Genomic DNA, 19,175 nt, shown 5'->3' with positions numbered 1-19,175 from the left:
CCATGATAAGCTGTGCAGTCAGCGGCAACAACCCGCCAAACTCTAGTTCATCCACCACGAACTATAGATCATTACGACTGGTTAGAATTACTCTCTTTGAATTTCGCAAGACACGCCTCGCATATACAAGCTTTATCGATCTGATCCTCAGGTACGAGTCGGAAAATTTCCTGAGGGAACTTCTCTTTCATACACCAACATGTTTCGTTACCCGATACGCTCCCGCATTGATTATTACCGCCGCATATCGGACATTGAGCCGCTGATTGTTCTGTCATGCTTCACACCTGCTCTTTATCATAATCTTCTAAATTGTATCATACTTGTACATTCGATAAGAGGCCAGCAGGCTGCTGAAATCTAGTTTGACAGCTTACCCAAGCGTCCGCCAATCCCGCCACTCACGAGGATCGTTCACCTCATAGATCTCATTCTCCCGATTCACGAATCGATGAATATATAACTCCCTTCTTATCGTTGCATAATCCTCGTTCCACGGCCGAATGAAATCGTTGATCTCCTTCTCTGTGTACTTCCTATCCGTATCCAGTTGGCTCGTTAGATGCTCTAGTACGATCAACCTCTTCTTCAATTGCGAAGGAATATGTTTAATGCACCCCTGCTCGGTTATAAAATTGCGAAGCACCGATCGCTGCAGCTTCTCGTTCTGCGTCAGCCCGCTGGCACCATGTTCATTCATATGGTTACCTCCATCTCATTATTAATTTAATAAACGTCTAATTAGATACTAATCTAATCATTTGACAGTGTCAACAATTGTATGTACGACGGTTTGCGCCAAGTGTATTTACAGATTTCGAACTAGCCATTATGATAGGATAACAACTTGTACACAAGTATACTTGTAGACTCAAATAGAGGTGAACACGATGAAACTAGGCATGATCGGTCTTGGCAAAATGGGTTTCAATCTCGCGCAAAATCTACTCTTGAACAAGCATGAGGTTGTCGTTAACGATGTGAATCCTGAGCCTGGCATGCAATTAGCCGAGCAAGGCGCTGAGTTTGCCGCTTCGATCGAAGAAGTCGTAGCGAAGCTCCCTTCCCCTCGCATCGTCTGGATTATGGTGCCAGCAGGCAACATTGTCGATCAAGTGATCGACACCCTCATCCCGATGCTGGAAGTAGGCGACATTGTCATCGACGGCGGCAATTCGCACTATAAACAATCGCTCGCCCGCGCTGAGAAACTCAGCACGAACGGTATCCACTTCTTCGACGTGGGTACATCGGGCGGTACGAACGGTGCGGCGAATGGCGGCTGTTTCATGATCGGCGGCGACCGAGAAGTATTCGCAAGCATCGAGCCTATATTCCGAGACATTGCAGTCGATCGCGGTTATCTATATGCCGGCAAGAACGGAAGCGGCCATTATTTGAAAATGGTTCACAACGGTATCGAGTATGGCATGATGCAATCGATCGCAGAAGGCTTCGAGCTGCTGTCGAAGAGCGAATTTGAATTCAACTACGAAGAAGTTGCGCGTGTATGGTCCAACGGCTCAGTGATTCGAAGCTGGCTGATGGAGCTTACGGAGAATGCATTCTCCAAGGATGCGAACCTGGACGGCATTCGCGGCGTCATGAAGAGCTCCGGCGAAGGCAAATGGACAGTCGAGGCTGCGCTCGATCTCGAAGTCAGCACGCCAGTCATCGCGCTATCCCTCTTGATGCGCTATCGCTCGCTTGAGACCGATACGTTCCACGGCAAGGTAGTTGCAGCGCTGCGTAATGAATTCGGCGGCCATGCGGTTGAACGCAGCAACTAATCAACATCCGTTCTCCTCATAGAATCGATAACCGAATGTGTGTTAGAATCGATAAATACATATGGGTACTAACGAACACATTCGATATTGATGATAGAGGAGAAATGACTTTATATGCGTTATCCTACTGCTTGGCTGCAGGGCTCTTCCCTGGGGGAATCGATAGCTTGTGAATTAAGACTGCAAATCATCAATGGCACCATTCAACAAGGCGAGAAGCTGTCCGAGAATCGGATTGCGGCAGACTTTAACACGAGCAGATCCCCCGTCAGGGAAGCACTCAAGGCATTGTCTAACGAAGGACTTATTCGATTGGAACGGATGGGTGCCGTTGTACTCGGACTGAGTGCGCAAGAATTGCAGGAGCTGTACGATGTCCGGTATCTCATCGAGAGCTTCGCTCAGCAGCGTCTGGCCAGCGGAAACCACGATTCCTTGCTGGCGAACTTGAAGCAAATCATCGATAAGATGGAACTAGCTGTTAAGTACAATGACGCCGTTGAGTTCTCGCACTTGGACTTCCGCTTTCATGAATCCATGATCGTAGAAGCTCAGCACACGCGAATCCACCATTTGTGGAGAAGCATCCGTCACATTGTGCTGACCGTTATGCTCATTACGACAGAGGTTGTTTTCGCTGAAGGCGAGAATAAGCTTCTTCAAGTCATCGATAAGCATCGGGGCATTATTAAGGCGCTGGAGTCACGGGATGTTCAAGTCATTCAACAAGTTGTGCAAGATTACTTCGCAGATTCCAACATAACGCTTCATAGCAGCATATCGTAAACGTTGTCAGACAACCCAAGGCGGGTTAACCATTAAGCGCTTGTGAAAGCGTTTCGACTTTTGTTGTCGACAAGTATACAATGTTTAGCTTATTCTTATTGATGAAAGCGTTCTATGATGGAAATGCTGAAAGTAATATCGAATTTTGGATCATTACAGGAGGCAGCATCATGAACACGATATTTGGTTTCAGTCACAATGTTACCTTGTTAATATGGGCATTGGTTTCGATCGTTTTTCTTGTTGTGCTAATCGCGAAATACAAGTGGAATCCGTTCGTTACGCTGCTCATCTCTTCTCTGATGCTCGGCTTCCTGGCAGGCATGAAGTCGGATGAGGTTATCAAATCCATAACCGGCGGTTTAGGCGGTACGTTAGGAACAATCGCCATCGTCATCGGTCTTGGTACCATGCTTGGCAAAATGATGGCGGAATCCGGCGGCGCCGAACGGATCGCGACGACGCTGGTCGATCGATTCGGAGAGAAACGCGTACACTGGGCGATGATGACCGTCGGTTTCATCGTCGGCATCCCGGTATTCTTCGAAGTCGGGGTCATCCTTCTGATTCCGATTGTATTCATCGTCGCTCGCAAAACAAAAATGTCGCTGCTGCAGATCGGTATTCCCGTTCTCGCCGGCCTCTCTACTGTGCATGGACTCGTTCCGCCGCATCCTGCACCTATGATCGCTATCGATGCGTATCAAGCGGATCTTGGCAGAACGATCTTGTACTCCATCCTTATCGGTCTCCCGACGGCAATTATCGCGGGACCTGTATTCGGTAAATTCATCGGCCGCCGAATTCTCGTCGAACCGCCAGCCAACCTGGTCGAGCAGTTCATGACCAAAGAAACGCGCAAGCTTCCAGGCTTCGGCATTACGCTGTTTACGATTTTGCTGCCTGTCATTCTGATGCTGATCGGCTCGGTCGCCAACATCGTCGATCCTGAAGCGACAAGCCAATTCACTGTATTCTGCGAGTTCATCGGACACGAGATTATCGCGCTCTTAATCGCTGTCGTATTTGCCTTCTTCTCGCTTGGTTTCTCACGCGGCTTCTCCAAAGAAGATATATCCCGCTTCACAAGCGAGTGCTTGGCACCTACGGCTACAATTATCTTGATCATTGGTGCAGGCGGCGCATTCAAGCAAGTGCTGATCAACAGCGGCGTCGGCAGTGCGATTGCCGATATTGCTACGCAGGCGAATGTGAACATCATCTTCTTCGCGTGGTTCGTAGCTGCGTTGATCCGTGTAGCAACGGGTTCGGCGACGGTTGCGATGACGACGGCTGCGGGCATTATAGCACCCGTACTCGGTCAGAACCCGGATACGAACGTTGAGCTTGTCGTGCTTGCGACAGGCGCTGGCTCCCTCGTTCTGTCCCACGTCAACGACGCAGGCTTCTGGATGGTGAAGGAATTCTTCAACATGACCGTTCCGCAGACGTTGAAGTCATGGACCGTGATGGAGACCTTGCTGTCGGTAGTAGGCTTAGTATTGATTCTTCTCCTTAGTACGGTAGTATAAAGAGAGTATCTGGTAACTTTTTCACGGAAAGAAGGTTCATCCATTGAGTCAGCCTTACTATATGATTGGCGTAGATATCGGAACAACGAGCACCAAGGCCGTATTGTTCGAGGAGAACGGGAAGGTTGTAACCAAGGCGGACGAGGGCTATCCCTTGTTTACACCTTCTTCTTCTGTAGCGGAGCAAGATCCGGATCAGATTTTCAGTGCAGTCGTTCATACGTTGAAAATGGTGATGACGCAAAGCGGAGCGAAGCCCGAGCAGATCTTATTCGTCTCCTTCAGTTCAGCTATGCACAGCGTGATTGTCGTCGATGAAGATGCCAAGCCGCTGACGAACTGCATCACTTGGGGCGATAATCGCAGCGCCGCTTGGACGGAACGTCTGAAGAATGATTGGAATGGACATGAGATTTACCTCCGGACAGGGACGCCGATTCATCCGATGTCCCCTCTCTCCAAGCTGATGTGGCTTCGCCACGATCAGACGGACTTATTCGCGAAGGCTCATAAATTCATCTCGATCAAAGAATATGTATTCGCTAAGCTGTTCGGCGAGTATGTGATCGACCATTCGATCGCTTCCGCTACAGGTATGATGAATCTCGAGAAGCTGGATTGGGATGAAGAAGCATTGGAGCTTGCCGGCGTTACGAGCGAGAAGCTGTCTAAGCTCGTACCGACGACGCATACGCTCAATGGGATGTCTGCTGTCTATGCGGAGGAAATGGGACTCGATGCGTCCACGCCATTCGTTGTCGGAGCCAGCGACGGCGTACTGTCCAATCTTGGCGTTAACGCGATCAAGCCAGGCGTCGTCGCCGCGACAATTGGGACAAGCGGCGCAATTCGCACCGTAGTGAATAAGCCCGTGACCGATCCGAAGGGCAGATTTTTCTGCTATGCGTTAACGGAAGATCTGTGGGTCATCGGCGGTCCCGTCAACAATGGCGGCATGCTGCTGCGCTGGGCAAGAGATGAATTTGCGGCTTCGGAAGTCGAGACAGCCAAGCGGCTAGGCATGGATTCCTATGATCTCCTCATGCAGATCGTGGAGAAGGTTGGACCGGGAGCAGATGGCCTGCTCTTCCACCCTTACTTGACTGGTGAGCGTGCGCCGCTGTGGAATCCGAACGCTCGCGGCTCCTTCTTCGGTCTCAACATGCATCACAAGAAAGAGCACATGATTCGTGCCGTGCTGGAAGGCGTTATTTTCAACCTGTACACCGTACTGCTAGCGATGGAGGAACAAATCGGCCGTCCGACGCGAATCCACGCAACCGGCGGCTTCGCACGATCGCATCTATGGCGCCAGATGATGGCGGATATTTTCGATCAAGAGGTCGTTGTTCCGGAGAGCTTCGAGAGCTCGTGCCTTGGCGCTGTCGTCCTCGGCCTCAATGCCATCGGCAGAGCCGATTCGCTTGAGATCGTAGCCAGCATGGTCGGCTCCACCCACCAGCATCAACCGGTCAAGGAGCATGCCGATATTTATCATCAACTGCTGCCGATCTATATTCAGATCCCTCGCAAGCTCGAAGCCGAATATGAGGCGATTGCGAAGTTTCAGGAACGGGTTACGAAATAGCTAGTATACATGCAGAACAGTCCACCAGGAGGTGGACTGTTTTTTGTACGAATAGTCAGTATGATGGTTGGAAACCTTACGATAACGTATGAAGCTCGTTCGCAGGCCTGCTCTTCCCGGATCCTTTACTTTCAATCCCAAGCAGCTGCAATTGACTGCCTAGCATTGTTCTAATGCCGTTCGATTTATCTAATAAAGCTAAATACAGAAACAAAAAATTCGCATTGTTCAGCGTTTCCAACGTTTTTGCTACCATCTTGATTATTAGCCCCTTGTAGATGTTATTGTTATTAATGTTGTTGCCGATTGTTTCAACAGCTTCATTATCGCAACCGATTTTAAATTGAATATAAACAACTCACTGCCATTCTCATTTCACAAGCAAAAAGCAGTCCGCATCGAATGCGGACTGCCCTCGGTTTACGGTTGTTTCTCAATAACCGTTTACCTATTTAACAAGTGCTGCAAGAATAACAGCCAGCTCTTTTCTCGTTAGCGCATGAGCTTCGCTCTCGTTTCCGCTGCTATTATAAGTAATGCCTGTTAATGCGGCGTACCGCGTCAGAATCAAATCCATTTGCGTCGAAGTAATGCTCGTATTCGGCATGAAGCGCCCAGCCCCGTCACCTAGCACAATCGCATTCGTGGAAGCCCATCCGACATATCCGCTGTACCAGCTGCCTTGTTTGACATCCTTGAATGCTGCAGTCTCTGCTTGATCAACGCCGAGCAAGCGACCAAGCGCTGTAACGGCTGCCGCGCGCGTTACGCTTGCCGAAGGAGAGAACGTCGTGCTGCTCGTGCCAATCAGGATGCCTTTATCGTAAAGCGTCTTCACCGCTGCATAACCACTGTCTGCTGGACTAAGGTCCGTGAATGGAAGTGCCCCAATCATAAACGAGTATTGTGATGTACCTGTGTATTCCGAATGATCCGAAACGACTGCAACCGTGAGCTGGTACGTTCCATCTTCTGTCGGCAGCGTCAGCGCATCTAACCCTTCAGATAAACGGATTGAAGATGAGAAGCTCTCCGAAGGAACGTCCGTAATCGTAAGCTGAATATCTTCATCGGATACAGCCGCACTTGGCGTAATTGTATCAAGTACAAGTTTGCCGCCTGTCGCGACATTCTTAAGTCCGCTGCCGTTATTCACGTTGAAGGTAACGCGAGTCTTGCCGGACGCTTCCGTTGAAGCCGAAATTCCCGAGAAGCTATGCACCGTATTCGTTATCGTAAACGTTGTAGAACCTTCCGTGTTCGCTTGATCTCCGATTGTTGTCTGCGGGTTGAAGCCGCCTGCACCATTCGGCGCGCCGCCTATGAAATCGCCTGTCGGAAGCATTTCACCCGTTGGTGGAGTTCCGTTGTCTGTACGATCTGGAGAGGTGAACTCCCCCTCAGCCGGAGCAGTACCATCTCCTCTGCCGCCTTGACCCATGCCGCCGAACCCGCCGCCGCCCATCATGCCGAAGCTGTTGCCTGTATATTGCTGCTCAACGCCATCAATAAACAGATGGTATTCCTTATTCGTGGCCAACTCAGAAGAAGAGAAGGTAACGCTCTGGAACGCTTTCTCTGCCGTGTGATTCAACAGTTCGTTGCCTTCGGCATCCTTCAATGCGATCACGCTGCCAGCCTTCTGAGTAGAAGCAAATGCGAGTTCAATGAAGGTCTGCTTCGAATTCGTGCCTGTCGCATCGTTGCGAGTGCCAAGTGCAATGACCGTACCGCCATTAATCGCAATGTCGCTATCCGCATCAATGCCTCCGTCTGGACTGCGATCGTTCGCCATTGTAACGATGGTACCGCCATTAATCGTCAAGTAACCGTTAGAGTCAATGCCATCGCCTTCGGCGCCTAAACCTGCGTTCACATGGAGATAACCGCCGTTGATTGTCGTAACGGAGATGCCGTCTTCATTCGTATTGATGCCATCATCCTGCGACTCGATGTAGATTTGCCCGCTGTTGATGGACAAATGCAGTTCGGAGTCCAGGCCTTCCCTGTCACCTGTAATATGCAGTTCACCTGTCCCCTGCGTCTCGCCAGAAATATTCATCGACATACGGGAGTAGAATGCGCCGTCGTACTTGTGCAGTTTCTTCGTCGTGCCTTCCTTATAGATACGAGCGACATAAGAGCCATTCACTTCGTTCACCGTACCATCGGCAAGGACAACCTGTGCGCCTGCGTTCGACAGGTCGGTTACGCCTTTCGTATCTTCATCGGCACTGTAGGGTTCATATACATTGTAGAAAATAACCGCTGGTGCGACCGTCGAAGTTATATCAACGCCATCCAAAATGAGCGTAACTTTCGCAGTTGGGTCAGACTCCGCATCTTCACCCAAGTCGACCGCAACCTGTCCGGCAGACAACGTCCCCGATAAACGATATGTACCTGGCTCGGTAATCGTAACGACCGTATGCTTGTCCGCTTCACTGTTTTCATGCGAATCAGCAGCCGTTCCTTCCCCATAAGAGGCGTCATGCCCAGCTTCATAATAGATAATATCGGCACCGGTATAGACGGCATCCGTAGAAGAAATTGATGCCGACTGTCCATCTACGGTGACACCACTATCGGATAATGCAATGTTCGTTACGTCTCCCATAACATCGGCTGCTGCGGCGACATAGGCCGTGGATGACAGTGTGAGCGCTAGCGCCAGCGAGGTTGAAGTTAATTTCTTAATCATAAGCTTGTGACACTTCCTTTCGGATTGGATGCCCCAAGTGTAAAGGCGTTTACTTAAACGAGACTTAAATATTTGGTAAAGGCTGCTGCAAGGAGTGTATGGACTACATCTTCTGATGATCCAAACATACCAAAAACTCCTACCAGTCCATGCTTATTAAGCATAACCGGTAGGAGTCATAAGCCCGTAGGCTGTTAATAGCGATGGCGAACGGCCTCCATCGCTATTCGATTAACTTCACTGGCTAAACGCCAGTGCCATCATTAGTTTTTCCCGACATAATACGATTCCGTCGGCCCCAAGTAGCTCTCTGCAGGCTTCTTACCGACTGGATAGATGACAAGCTTCTCGAGCACGAAGCCTGGACTTACCGCATAGATCCGAAGCTGATTACGCCCTTCCCGACAGGCGACCTGACTGACGTGGCGGCGGATATTGTCCAACACACCTGTAGCCCAATCCCGATTATACTCGCTCACCTGCTGTCCCCTGACGATACAGTTCCGCACTTGAATTTCATCTTCATTCGCTTGAATGCCATAGTGCAGCGTATTGTCCGTCGTGATCGGATTCGATGGCTGCATATACAATTCGACCTCATAGTCGCCAGCTTCTTGCACAATGAATTGATACGACAGATAAGGAGCATCTTCGCCCGCTGTAAAATATCGCGTAGTCGGGAACACCTTCATCGCGGATAAGGTTCGACCATACCCCTCGATGAGCTGGAAGCCAGCCGAGTCTTCCTCACGCTGTCCTGCATCATGCTTGGCATAATAATGCTCGGCTTCAATGGATATATATCCTTCTGAGCCGATGAAAGTCCGTTCCGGCAGGCCGCTCAGTACCGGCAGCTCGGCATCCACGATAATCGTGCAGACACCGCTAGGAAGCTTCACTTCGATATTGGCCGCCGCTTCGCCATTCATGACGTTGCGGTCGATGCGAACCGTAATCGTCTCTGACGTTGTATCGATGCCGTCTAACGTTCCCGCATAGCTGGAGCATGTCACCCACGGCGTATCACAAGTGATATCGTAGGAAGCCTCCAAATTACTGATGCTGTAGATCGTGAAGGATGCCTCCGCCACATCCGGCCGCTTGAAGTCACGCATATAGAGCTTGTTCAAATGCCAGCCGCTGCCCTCGGATTGCAACGTACTGCCGTCCAAGGAGACGCTTAATCTTGGCTTTCTGGCAGGAATGACCTGCATCAGAATCGGATAACGGCATTCGTCTTCATTCCACTTAGTGAAGCCGATATGCTCGGACAAGCCCATGCCGTACCATCGAGCCCCATCGATCGCGTGGTATTCGTCCACGAGCTCCTCATCCCGTTGCATGCAAGCTTGAATCTGCTCAGCCAGTTGGTTCGCTTCCACTCGATTCAGCTTAGCTGCGTAATGATTCTTACCAGCTAGCAGCTGCATTTTCTGAAGATTCAGCGTTCCCATCGCCGGATAATACACGAGTGACATATAGGAAGTCATCGCCGCACCATCCATCTTCTCGAACAGTTCATTGGCGACTGCCATGAGCTTCTCAATCTCGGCTAACAGCTTGTCGGACTCTCGGTAATGAACGGGGTGATAGACGTCCGCATTCATCGCCTCGGGCTTGCGATTATGAGCAATACGCGTATACCCATCGATAAGTTGATAAATCGCTGCGCGATCCTGTTCATCGCATACAGCGCCGAATTGCTGATCGATCCACAAACGTGTGTATTCCTTCGTCTTATTGATCGCATCCGTTCCCCAACGGTCGAAGTCATACGCCAGATCCAAGAAGTACGCGAGCGGAAACTCTTGCGTTGCAATATCGCCTACATTGACCACCCACAGATCGCGAACGCCAAAATCATAGGCCATGCTCATCTGCTCCCATACCTTCGGCAGGTAGGTGCTGTTAACCCATTCATAAGAGATGGGACCGCCATGGTAGTCGAAGTGGTAGTACATGCCATATCCGCCGGGATGCGAGCGCATAGCCTCCGTCGGCAGTGTTCGCAGATTGCCGAAATTATCATCGCAGAGCATCAGGATCACATTATCCAGCTCCTCCGATCCGATCAAGCCCGGCGTCTGTTCATCGCCATAGAAGAACGGCTCCACCTCTTTGTACAGCGCCAGCATCCGCGGCACTTGATCCAGCTGAGGATTCACATGCTCCTTGATCAATTGATTCTGGGTCCGCAGCACATCGCGCAGCAGCTCGATATTATCTGCGAAAGTCGCTTCCTTCCCCATGATCGCGGTATCGGCTTCGCCGCGCATCCCGACCGTAATGACGTTCTCGAACTTGCCGCTCCGCTTCAGACCGTCTGCCCAGAACCTGGTGATGCCTTCTTCGTTCGTTCTGAAATTCCAAGCATCGCCATAGATCGAGTCCTTGCCTCGTAAGTATTTGTACTCCTCGCCTTGACGCAGACATGGTTCGTGATGGGAGGCTCCCATGACAACGCCGTATTCATCCGCTAATTCTGCATTGGCAAGTCCGGGACCATCATCGTGGAATCGAGCCGACCACATCGCTGGCCATAGATAGTTGCCTTTCAATCGAAGCAGCAATTCGAACACCTGATCATACGCTTCCGCATTAAACCCGCCAAAACGTTGATGCACCCAAGTGCCGAACGCCGGCCACTCATCATTAATGAAGAAACCTCTGTACCGAATCGACGGCTCTTTCGAAACATACTTGTAGCCGCTCTCCAGCGACCATTCATCCAGACGCTTAGGCTGCACATTGTTCCAATTCACATAAGGTGATACGCCGAGCATCTCCGACAGACGGAACAAGCCGTAGATCGCTCCCCGTTTGTCGCTGCCGGCAATGACAAGCGCTCGATCTACTCCATCCAACGGGGCCTCTACAACTTGTAATAAATAAACCTCATTCTTCCCTTGAATCTCTTTAACATCTATCTTCCCGCTTTCGGACAGACTGTCCAGGACAGGGCTTCTGCCGATTGTTCCATAGATGACTGCACAGGAAGCTAATTGACTCCATTCGTCTGTTGAAGAAGGGCGTGAGCCGAAGATCAATTCCATATCTTTCTTGATCTTCTCCGCAATTTTGTGGATGCCGGCATAGGCTTCCTTTTCCCGATAAAAGAATGCGCTTTCACGAATAATGCTCTGATTTATTGTAAAATTCATTATGTTCTCCTTGTATTCAACTAGGTGATTTGTCCCGCGTATTCATGCCTAATTATACAATCAAATGCGACGTTTTCCCTTGTGATAATTAAACATTAATCACAATAAATTAAAGATGTTTTAATTGGATTAATTGGTGTTTCATTGGAAATCGAGAGATGATCATGAAGGAAATAAATAAACGGCTGCCCAATGAAGGACAACCGTTTGTATTCGATACACACCTGCACTATTGACGCATGCCTCTCCCGCCGCCGGCACCGCCGCGACCTCCGCCGCCACCTCCACGCGAGACGGTAATTTCCGTTATTTTCTCGCCATTGACCGTAACGTCGCCGCCATTAAGCTGCGCTGTACCATCCGCATCGAAGGCAGAGGCTCCCTGCACCGTGATGGTGCCTCCATTAATAACGATATTGCCGTTCGCATCGAATGCATCTGTATCGCCGCTTGCCATTGATACATCAATCGTGCCGCCATTCACTTCAATCACGACATTCGAATCGACCTTCTGCGAGGCATTAATGCCATCATCCTGTGCGTTTATCGTAATTTGACCATCATTAAGCTGGATATAGTTGCCCTCAATGCCTTCTTGGCACGTCTCGATGTTAATGGTGCCTCCATCAATCTGAACAATGCTGTTGCCGCGAACGCCATCATCGCCAGCGTTAATATTCAATGTCCCGCCATCCATATAGATATACCCGAGAGAAGCATCATCTTCGTTCTCGCTATGAAGAGCATCCTTGCCGGAATCGATTGTGATCGTGCCATCGTGGATGCGAATGGAGTCGTTGGCCTCTAGTGCATCGGCAGCGGAATGAATGCTAAATTCACCGCCCGTAACTGTGAGATCATCCTTCGACGATATCCCGTTTCCTTGACTCGATACGATGTCCAAGCTTCCGGTTCCGTTCATCGTAAGATCGGCTCTTGAGAAAATGACCGCATCCAGGTTCGTCTCCCCATCCGCTGTGTACGTACCGGTTACCTTCATATAATTCTCGCTGGCCGTAGAGGTCACAAACACTTTATCCGCTTCCTTCGCGTAGATGGCAGGCGAATCTTCGTTCGTTATGCTGACGCCATCCAGGACGATTTGCACCTTCGCGTCCTCTGGCGCATCAACGATTACCGTCGCATTCCGTATCTCGCCGCTTAAGACGTACACGCCTTCTTGATCCAACGTCACATCCTTGTCGCTAGTCAGCTTAATCTGCGTAGCTGCAGTTAGATCTGCAGTCTGTTCGAGATCACGATCGCTGAACATATCCGATGTTTCTAGCTTAGAAGCTCCCGCTGTTGCTGCAGTTGTGATTGTTGTATCGGTCTCTGTCGTTTCGCTGGTTGATGCAGCTGGCTTATCGGAAGCTTGCGTTGTTACAGCCGGTGCCGTATCGCCGCTATTGCTGCTGACTTCTGCCTTCGAGCATCCTGCAACCGCTACAGCTAGTAAAGCGGCCAATGTCATGGCGCTAAGTTTGATCATTTTGTTGGATTTCATCAATCAACACTCCTTGTATATTCATTGTGAGTTGCATGTTCTTTGCTGAGTTACTACTGGATGACTTGCTTTTATCCTAGTGGACATCGCTTAAACCAAACTTAAATGAAATTGGGAAGATCGGTATTTGCAGTAAAAATAAGAACGCAAAAAAACCTCAGACCTAACCGTCTGAGGAAACCAACGCAATTCCTATTTCACAACTCCTTCTTACTCATTCTTCACCCTATACAGTTGGGCCATCTCCATTATTCGCCTACCAAGTTCGGCCCTAATTGTCGCTGGCTCCTGTACATTAACCAGAGGACCATAGCTCAATATATTCTGAATCGCCTTCTCTTCCGAGGAATAATGCGCTTCGAGCGTCAAGGTGCCGTCTGGATTGTTGACCGCTTGCTGGAAGCCGAATTCATCTAACACACGACTGCGGGCAGCAGGTTGAAACAACAGCGTAGCCCTCACCTTGGAAAAATCCGCCCGCCCCATAAACTCACGCTCAACATCTTGCAGCGAGTAGTTCCTTCGCTCGAATGTTTCTTGCAGCTCCGTCATTCGAATTATTCGGCTCAAACGGAACACGCGGAACGCGCCTCTTGTACGGCAATACCCGTAGAGATACCATGTATATGCCTTGAGGAAGAGCCCCATCGGTTCAATCGTTCGATCCGATTCATTCCCCTTGTTATCTAAGTAACACATTTGAATCAAACGTTTATCTTTAATCGCCTGTCGCAGCGGTCCGATCTTGGCCTTGTCATTCGGACTTGGTTGAAAATCCAGATCGACATGATGATCTGGAACACTGCCCGATTGCACGGGCATCATTGCTCCTATTCGTTCAAGAAGACCATCAAGCTCAGAGCCGTCTGTAGCGGAGCGCGCCCCACGCAAAGCCGTTACGATGGCGGCGAAATCTTCCAAAGATAGCAGCTGCTTATCGATTCGATAGCCGGACATAATCTCATAACCTCCATCCGAACCAGCGAAGGACACAATGGGAATGCCCGCGAGATTGATCGCCTCCATATCGCGATAAATCGTACGTAGGGAAACCTCGAATCGCTGAGACAGCTCCGTTGCGCTGACGCGTGTTTGATTGAGCAGAGCCATCGTTATCGCAAGCAAGCGGTCCAGTTTCATATTGAGGTTCCCCCTTTATTCATCCCTATAGCGATTCGACCAGTTTTTAACTTTCGGCGTATGTTCCCTAAAACCCTTCTTAGCGGAACCGGCGGAAAAACGAACGGATATCCGAAGTAAGCACCTCAGGCTCATCGATTGCAGCAAAATGAGTTCCGCGCTCATGCTCCGTCCAGAACACAATGCTCGTATTGTCTCTTTCTGCAAAACGACGGATCGTCCGGAAGTCATTGCCGAAGACGGAGATCCCTGTCAGAGCGGCATTCTTCTCCCCTGCTAATGGATTCGTTACATGGGCGTTCTCATAATACAGACGGGACGACGACTCTGCCGTATTCGTCAGCCAATAAATCATGACGTTCGTAAGCAGCGCATCTTGATCGATGAATCCTTCATGATCACCGAAGCCATCGAACAAATCGAGAATCCATGACAACTGACCGACTGGCGAGTCGGACAGCGCGTACGATAATGTCTGAGGACGCGTGGATTGAATGACGTTAAAGCCGGCTCGATCTTGGAAAGCTCCAAGAAATTGCAGACGTGCCCAATCGTCTTGCGACAACCCTTCCATCTCTGATGGGTCGCCGGACGGAAAGGAAAACAGCTGCAACACATGGATGCCTAGGAGCCCTTCTGTACGCTGAACGCCAAGTTCCCGCGAGATTAATGCACCTAGGTCACTGCCATGTGATCCATATTCCATATAACCGAGCCGCTTCATGAGCGTATCCCAAGCTTTCGCGATTCGCGGTATATCCCAACCTTCAGCTAGATCAGAGCCGGCGAAGCCGAAGCCCGGAACCGATGGAATGACTAAGTGGAAAGCATCTTTCGGATCACCGCCATAAGCGCGCGGATTGGAAAGCGGACCAATAACATCAAGAAACTCCGCGATCGAACTTGGCCAAGCATGCGTCAACAGCAGCGGAATGGCATCCGGTTCTGGCGACACGATATGCATGAAGTGGATGTTCGCGCCATCGATCGTCGTCGTGAACTGCGGCCAGCTGTTCAACCTGGCCTCGTGTTTGCGCCAATCGTATTGATGATTCCAATAAGCAACCAGCTCTTGTACACGGGACAGCTTCGATCCGTATTTCCAGCCTGCAGATTTCGAAGCATGCGGCAGACGGCTTTGCGACAGGCGCTGACGAAGATCATCGAGGTCACCTTGCGGTACGGCGATGCGGAACGGGCGAATTTCGGATCCTACCGATTGTGTCACTTGATTTACATTTGGCATTTTGAACATCCTCCTTATTTTGAGAAACGTCGTATTTGTTCTCTACACTTCTCACTATAAAGCAGCCACCCTGACAGCATAGTGTCAGGGTGGTTGGAGGAGATTCAACTTTTTTACTGTCTTTGGGACAATATTTGCTGGATTGACTAAATCGTCTGCAACTATCTGTCATCGATTGTGCGTTATTGTATACAAAGACAAGCTGTTAGGAGATGATCGCTTGGACTCCCTGAAACCGGTGAGAAGAAGTTCGCTCCGTATTTATTGCGGCAAGAAGTATTATCGAATGAGACGTTATTGGGATTGGTATTTCGGCAGTACAAAATATGTAACAGAACAAGTAGATTTGATTTTGCCGCATCTAATCTTTACACATAAAACGCCTCTGCTTCGACAGCTCAAAGACGTAGATATGTGGTTGCAGCACAATAAAGTGAAGAACCTTGCCATCGCTTCTAAGCAGATCAACGGTATCGTCATTAAACCGGGCGAAACATTCTCCTACTGGCGCTCAATCGGAAGCACTTCAAAACGTAAAGGGTATGTGGACGGCATGATCTTATTTTATGGACAAGTCACCACCGGCGTAGGCGGAGGATTGTGCCAGCTATCGAACCTCATTTACTGGATGACGCTCCACTCCCCATTGACCGTGACGGAGCGCTATCGGCATAGCTATGACGTATTCCCGGATTCTAAGAGAAGCCAGCCATTCGGCAGCGGTGCCACATGCGCTTACAACTATCTCGATCTACAGATCAAGAACGAGACCAATCAGAACTATCAACTAGTCGTTTATTTGACGGATACTCATCTGGTTGGCGAATGGAGAGCTGTACATCCACCAACGGCGAAGTATGAAGTGTATGAGCAAGAACATTGGATTAGCCGAGAATATTGGGGCGGTTATGTACGGCACAATACAATTTACAGAAAAGTGTACAATCTTGAAGATCAGCTTATAGCCGATGAATTCGTAACGGATAACCATGCGATTATGATGTACGAACCGTTGCTGCCACAAACTACAACTACTGCTGAAGGGGTATGACCATATGAGTTATAGAAACAAGAATCTGCTGCGCTATGGAAAGCCGTCCGCGCGAGTCATTATTATTGCCAGCATACTAACGCTCGTTGTAATATCGGGAATATCTTTCAAGCCGGCAGCAGCTAAACAGGATCTATCTTCTGAGCGTATCGTTGAACTAACGAACAAATGGGCTAGTGCGCTTATGACTCGGGATGGGAAACCTCGCTATGAGATGATGTCCGAAGCAATGAAGGATAAATTCGAACAAGAGCAGATGATTCGGAGCCGCGAGAACTGGAATTACAACATCGGCGTCTCCAGCCCTTGGGTCGTCGATTACAGCATTAAGATCAACGGCGAGACGGCAACGATCACTTATTCGACGAGGACAAGCGAGCCTGCATCTTACCAATCAGAAGAAACGGTCCACTTCGGTAAGGCGAATGGGAAATTGGTCGTTGATGACTACCGGACGGTATATGAGGATGCATTGATTAAGTAGCATAGCTTAAGCTCGCGATTGCTGCGAAGTTGATGGGTGTTAATACAAGAAGCCTCAGAGCATCAGCTCTGAGGCTTCTTGTACGAATATAACGCCGAACATGTTGTGAACGACGTCTCTTCTTCTATCAAATGTTCAGTGCGATTCTAAATCCTAGATCATCAATCTTGAAATTAGGCATACTCTTCCTTCTTACGGTAGATCCACAATTGTTCTCAACTTCAGCCCAACTGCCTCCTCGGAACACTCGGTAATCCCCATATCGGTCGGAATCGTACAGATCCCAGCACCATTCCCACACATTCCCGATCATATCGTACAACCCCCATGCGTTAGGGAACAGCTGTCCGACCGGTTGAGCAGATCCATTGGAGTTTGCTTGATACCATGCAATCTTATCTACGCTTTCATACCGATATCCCTTGGTGTCAGCCTTGCACGCATACTGCCATTCGGCGTCTGTTAGCAGTCGTAAGCCATTCGCTTTATTGTTATATATTGTGTTTACACTTTCCTCGGTAATTGTATAGCACTCCGTCCTGCCCAACAGTCTGGACAATGTGTTACAGAAGATTATCGATTCTAACCAAGATACTTCCGTAATCGGCAGGTTACTCCTGTCCGGCTCGACCTCTTCCCCATGAATGACCGAATGATACAAATGCCGCGTTACCGGATACTTCATTACATAGAAGGGTTCGATTGTTTCAATCCACGTAACAACCTTTCGATCATGTCCTCTGCCAGGGTCCGATAAGGTGTAATTCGAACTGAGCCATTTGTTTTCATTCACATAATCGCGCAATTCAACGGTTCCGCCCTCAATCGGTACCATTAACTTCGTTAAGCCTTCTAGCAAACGCGCCTTCTCACTTTCGTCCTTTCCGATTGTCATTGTGCCCCCCTATATCGTCACGACTTTTCTCCTGCAGAGTAATCCCTTGGGCAGGCATCGAAATCGTCTTGCATCCATTAAATATCGCAAACCTTTTGAAACAATCGTCAATAGCGGTTTGCAGTTTCTTAGTTTGCTTTACACCTTGTTCATACCAAATGTTTTTAACCGCAAGGTTCCTCGTTTTTCGTTCAGCGATGACCTCGACACGTCCGATGAAGCTGTCTCCATATAATAAAGGCAGAACATAATAGCCGAATTTCCGTTTATTAACCGGTGTGTAAATCTCCCAAGTGTAATCAAAGCCGAACAATTGGTTAATTAACTTCCTGTCCCATAGCAAATTATCCAATGGGGCAATCAATTCGCAGCGAGATTTTAACGCTGGATTCGTAAGGACGGCTTCAATAAGCGGCAAGTCTTCCGTGCTGCAGTATAATGTATCCTTCATTTGTTCGACGGTAACTGCTGCAATCTTAGCCTCGATCAATAACTGCCGGAACACCTCCTTGCGCTCGTCGGATTTCAGTCCCCATATGTTCAACCAAGCATCGGACGCTCGATTCCACAGAAGCCCAACAGCGCCAATTCGACGCAATACCCGCCATTTCTGATGCTCAAGTTCACTAAGCAGCGGCTCTGGCGTATTCAGCAAATTTACTTCAATGTGCTTTTCGGCGATATCGTAATATTTGCGCGTACCTTTCTTGTGATGGATAATCAACTCGCCTGTCGAATACATCTGTTCGAGTACCGATCGAGTGACATTATTGCCACCGCTCCAGTGGATTGCCGATCGCCAAGAGAAATCCGCTTCCAATTGCAAATCATCCGAACATATCGCACCTTGATTCAAGATATGAGTCCTTACTTGCTCTGTCAAAGCTTGCATCTCAGGATAGTGTTCGGCATGTCGTCGAGCGGCCTGCCTATACCTCTCAAAATAAGGCCAGTCCTCGACAGGGATGATTGCCAGTTGCTTATCGGGATAATCGACTAAACATCTATCTGCATACAGCAGCTCGCCGAGCATTTCCTTATTAAACCCTTTGACTCTAGATTGCAGTACCAATTCGGAGTTTTTACCGCATACATCGATAGGATCATATTGGATGCAGCCCTCCTGTCGAACAAAATCCAATAGGCCCTGCTTTCCTATAAATTTGTAGTCATCTAACAGACCCTGCTTCAACAACATAAATTGCCGCGCCTGGCGGATTGTTAAGTAGATCATTCGCGCACCTGTTCTTCTTATTTTATTGTTATTCTAACCATCGTTATAAAAGAAAGAGAA

Annotated in this window: 15 protein-coding genes; 6 read left to right on the top strand and 9 right to left on the bottom strand. The window is 49.1% G+C overall.

Features of this window, described 5'->3' with window-relative positions; all coding sequences use genetic code 11:
• Nucleotides 1-71: 71 nt before the first annotated feature.
• On the bottom strand, nucleotides 72-278 hold the full coding sequence (locus tag SBI19_RS01325) for a cysteine-rich CWC family protein (protein ID WP_317964394.1): 207 nt from the start codon (nucleotides 276-278) through the stop codon (nucleotides 72-74).
• Between the two features lie 95 nt (nucleotides 279-373).
• On the bottom strand, nucleotides 374-700 hold the full coding sequence (locus SBI19_RS01320; RefSeq protein ID WP_317964393.1) for a DUF2087 domain-containing protein: 327 nt from the start codon (nucleotides 698-700) through the stop codon (nucleotides 374-376).
• Between the two features lie 190 nt (nucleotides 701-890).
• Between SBI19_RS01320 and gnd the strand changes: the two genes are divergently transcribed.
• The 4 genes from gnd (at nucleotide 891) to gntK (ending at nucleotide 5,696) form a co-directional block, all read left to right on the top strand.
• Nucleotides 891-1,790: a phosphogluconate dehydrogenase (NAD(+)-dependent, decarboxylating) gene (gnd, locus tag SBI19_RS01315; protein ID WP_317964392.1), complete on the top strand. Its 900-nt coding sequence runs from the start codon at nucleotides 891-893 to the stop codon at nucleotides 1,788-1,790.
• Between the two features lie 114 nt (nucleotides 1,791-1,904).
• Nucleotides 1,905-2,576, top strand: coding sequence for a GntR family transcriptional regulator (locus SBI19_RS01310; RefSeq protein ID WP_317964391.1), 672 nt, complete (start codon nucleotides 1,905-1,907; stop codon nucleotides 2,574-2,576).
• 170 nt (nucleotides 2,577-2,746) lie between these two features.
• Nucleotides 2,747-4,108, top strand: a complete 1,362-nt coding sequence (locus tag SBI19_RS01305) for a GntP family permease (RefSeq protein WP_317964390.1) — start codon at nucleotides 2,747-2,749, stop codon at nucleotides 4,106-4,108.
• Nucleotides 4,109-4,151: 43 nt separating this feature from the next.
• Complete coding sequence (gene gntK, locus SBI19_RS01300) at nucleotides 4,152-5,696, top strand: gluconokinase (protein ID WP_317964389.1); 1,545 nt, start codon at nucleotides 4,152-4,154, stop codon at nucleotides 5,694-5,696.
• 448 nt (nucleotides 5,697-6,144) lie between these two features.
• On the opposite strand, the gene SBI19_RS01295 is transcribed toward gntK, so the two are convergent.
• From SBI19_RS01295 to SBI19_RS01275, 5 genes are all read right to left on the bottom strand, one after another.
• Nucleotides 6,145-8,397, bottom strand: a complete 2,253-nt coding sequence (locus SBI19_RS01295; RefSeq protein ID WP_317964388.1) for a carbohydrate-binding domain-containing protein — start codon at nucleotides 8,395-8,397, stop codon at nucleotides 6,145-6,147.
• Between the two features lie 263 nt (nucleotides 8,398-8,660).
• Nucleotides 8,661-11,558, bottom strand: a complete 2,898-nt coding sequence (locus tag SBI19_RS01290; RefSeq protein WP_317964387.1) for a glycosyl hydrolase 115 family protein — start codon at nucleotides 11,556-11,558, stop codon at nucleotides 8,661-8,663.
• Between the two features lie 229 nt (nucleotides 11,559-11,787).
• The gene (locus SBI19_RS01285; protein ID WP_317964386.1) at nucleotides 11,788-13,065 is read right to left on the bottom strand and encodes a carbohydrate-binding domain-containing protein; all 1,278 of its coding nucleotides are present in this window, start codon (nucleotides 13,063-13,065) and stop codon (nucleotides 11,788-11,790) included.
• A gap of 210 nt (nucleotides 13,066-13,275) precedes the next feature.
• The gene (locus tag SBI19_RS01280; RefSeq protein WP_317964385.1) at nucleotides 13,276-14,205 is read right to left on the bottom strand and encodes a helix-turn-helix transcriptional regulator; all 930 of its coding nucleotides are present in this window, start codon (nucleotides 14,203-14,205) and stop codon (nucleotides 13,276-13,278) included.
• Between the two features lie 79 nt (nucleotides 14,206-14,284).
• Nucleotides 14,285-15,451: an epoxide hydrolase family protein gene (locus SBI19_RS01275; RefSeq protein WP_317964384.1), complete on the bottom strand. Its 1,167-nt coding sequence runs from the start codon at nucleotides 15,449-15,451 to the stop codon at nucleotides 14,285-14,287.
• A 220-nt stretch (nucleotides 15,452-15,671) separates the two neighbouring features.
• Here SBI19_RS01275 and SBI19_RS01270 point away from each other — a divergent pair, with 220 nt between their 5' ends.
• Nucleotides 15,672-16,502 carry a VanW family protein gene (locus tag SBI19_RS01270; protein WP_317964383.1) on the top strand — a complete coding sequence of 277 codons (831 nt, stop codon included), beginning with the start codon at nucleotides 15,672-15,674 and terminating at the stop codon, nucleotides 16,500-16,502.
• 4 nt (nucleotides 16,503-16,506) lie between these two features.
• Nucleotides 16,507-16,986, top strand: coding sequence for a hypothetical protein (locus SBI19_RS01265; protein WP_317964382.1), 480 nt, complete (start codon nucleotides 16,507-16,509; stop codon nucleotides 16,984-16,986).
• Nucleotides 16,987-17,113: 127 nt separating this feature from the next.
• Here the strand turns inward: SBI19_RS01265 and SBI19_RS01260 are convergent, their stop codons facing one another.
• Together SBI19_RS01260 and SBI19_RS01255 are read right to left on the bottom strand one after the other, a co-directional pair.
• Nucleotides 17,114-17,881, bottom strand: a complete 768-nt coding sequence (locus SBI19_RS01260; RefSeq protein WP_317964381.1) for a formylglycine-generating enzyme family protein — start codon at nucleotides 17,879-17,881, stop codon at nucleotides 17,114-17,116.
• Entirely contained in the window at nucleotides 17,856-19,115 is a 1,260-nt protein-coding gene (locus SBI19_RS01255) for a winged helix-turn-helix domain-containing protein (protein ID WP_317964380.1), read from the bottom strand. Before SBI19_RS01255 ends, SBI19_RS01260 begins: the two co-directional genes overlap by 26 nt.
• Between the last annotated feature and the right edge of the window lie 60 nt (nucleotides 19,116-19,175).

Origin of the sequence: Paenibacillus sp. CCS19 (genome assembly GCF_033239625.1) — a bacterium.
Lineage (GTDB): Bacteria > Bacillota > Bacilli > Paenibacillales > Paenibacillaceae > Paenibacillus_T.
This window is presented reverse-complemented; position numbering and strand designations above follow the sequence as displayed.

Bases quoted from the DNA above. Each gene is read 5' to 3' on its own strand.
- SBI19_RS01310 (WP_317964391.1), top strand. From the start codon at position 1,905: ATGCGTTATCCTACTGCTTGGCTGCAGGGCTCTTCCCTGGGGGAATCG.
- SBI19_RS01325 (WP_317964394.1), bottom strand. From the start codon at position 278: ATGACAGAACAATCAGCGGCTCAATGTCCGATATGCGGCGGTAATAAT.
- SBI19_RS01265 (WP_317964382.1), top strand. From the start codon at position 16,507: ATGAGTTATAGAAACAAGAATCTGCTGCGCTATGGAAAGCCGTCCGCG.
- SBI19_RS01280 (WP_317964385.1), bottom strand. From the start codon at position 14,205: ATGAAACTGGACCGCTTGCTTGCGATAACGATGGCTCTGCTCAATCAA.
- SBI19_RS01275 (WP_317964384.1), bottom strand. From the start codon at position 15,451: ATGCCAAATGTAAATCAAGTGACACAATCGGTAGGATCCGAAATTCGC.
- SBI19_RS01260 (WP_317964381.1), bottom strand. From the start codon at position 17,881: ATGACAATCGGAAAGGACGAAAGTGAGAAGGCGCGTTTGCTAGAAGGC.
- SBI19_RS01255 (WP_317964380.1), bottom strand. From the start codon at position 19,115: ATGATCTACTTAACAATCCGCCAGGCGCGGCAATTTATGTTGTTGAAG.
- SBI19_RS01290 (WP_317964387.1), bottom strand. From the start codon at position 11,558: ATGAATTTTACAATAAATCAGAGCATTATTCGTGAAAGCGCATTCTTT.
- SBI19_RS01285 (WP_317964386.1), bottom strand. From the start codon at position 13,065: ATGAAATCCAACAAAATGATCAAACTTAGCGCCATGACATTGGCCGCT.
- SBI19_RS01320 (WP_317964393.1), bottom strand. From the start codon at position 700: ATGAATGAACATGGTGCCAGCGGGCTGACGCAGAACGAGAAGCTGCAG.
- SBI19_RS01295 (WP_317964388.1), bottom strand. From the start codon at position 8,397: ATGATTAAGAAATTAACTTCAACCTCGCTGGCGCTAGCGCTCACACTG.
- gnd (WP_317964392.1), top strand. From the start codon at position 891: ATGAAACTAGGCATGATCGGTCTTGGCAAAATGGGTTTCAATCTCGCG.
- SBI19_RS01305 (WP_317964390.1), top strand. From the start codon at position 2,747: ATGAACACGATATTTGGTTTCAGTCACAATGTTACCTTGTTAATATGG.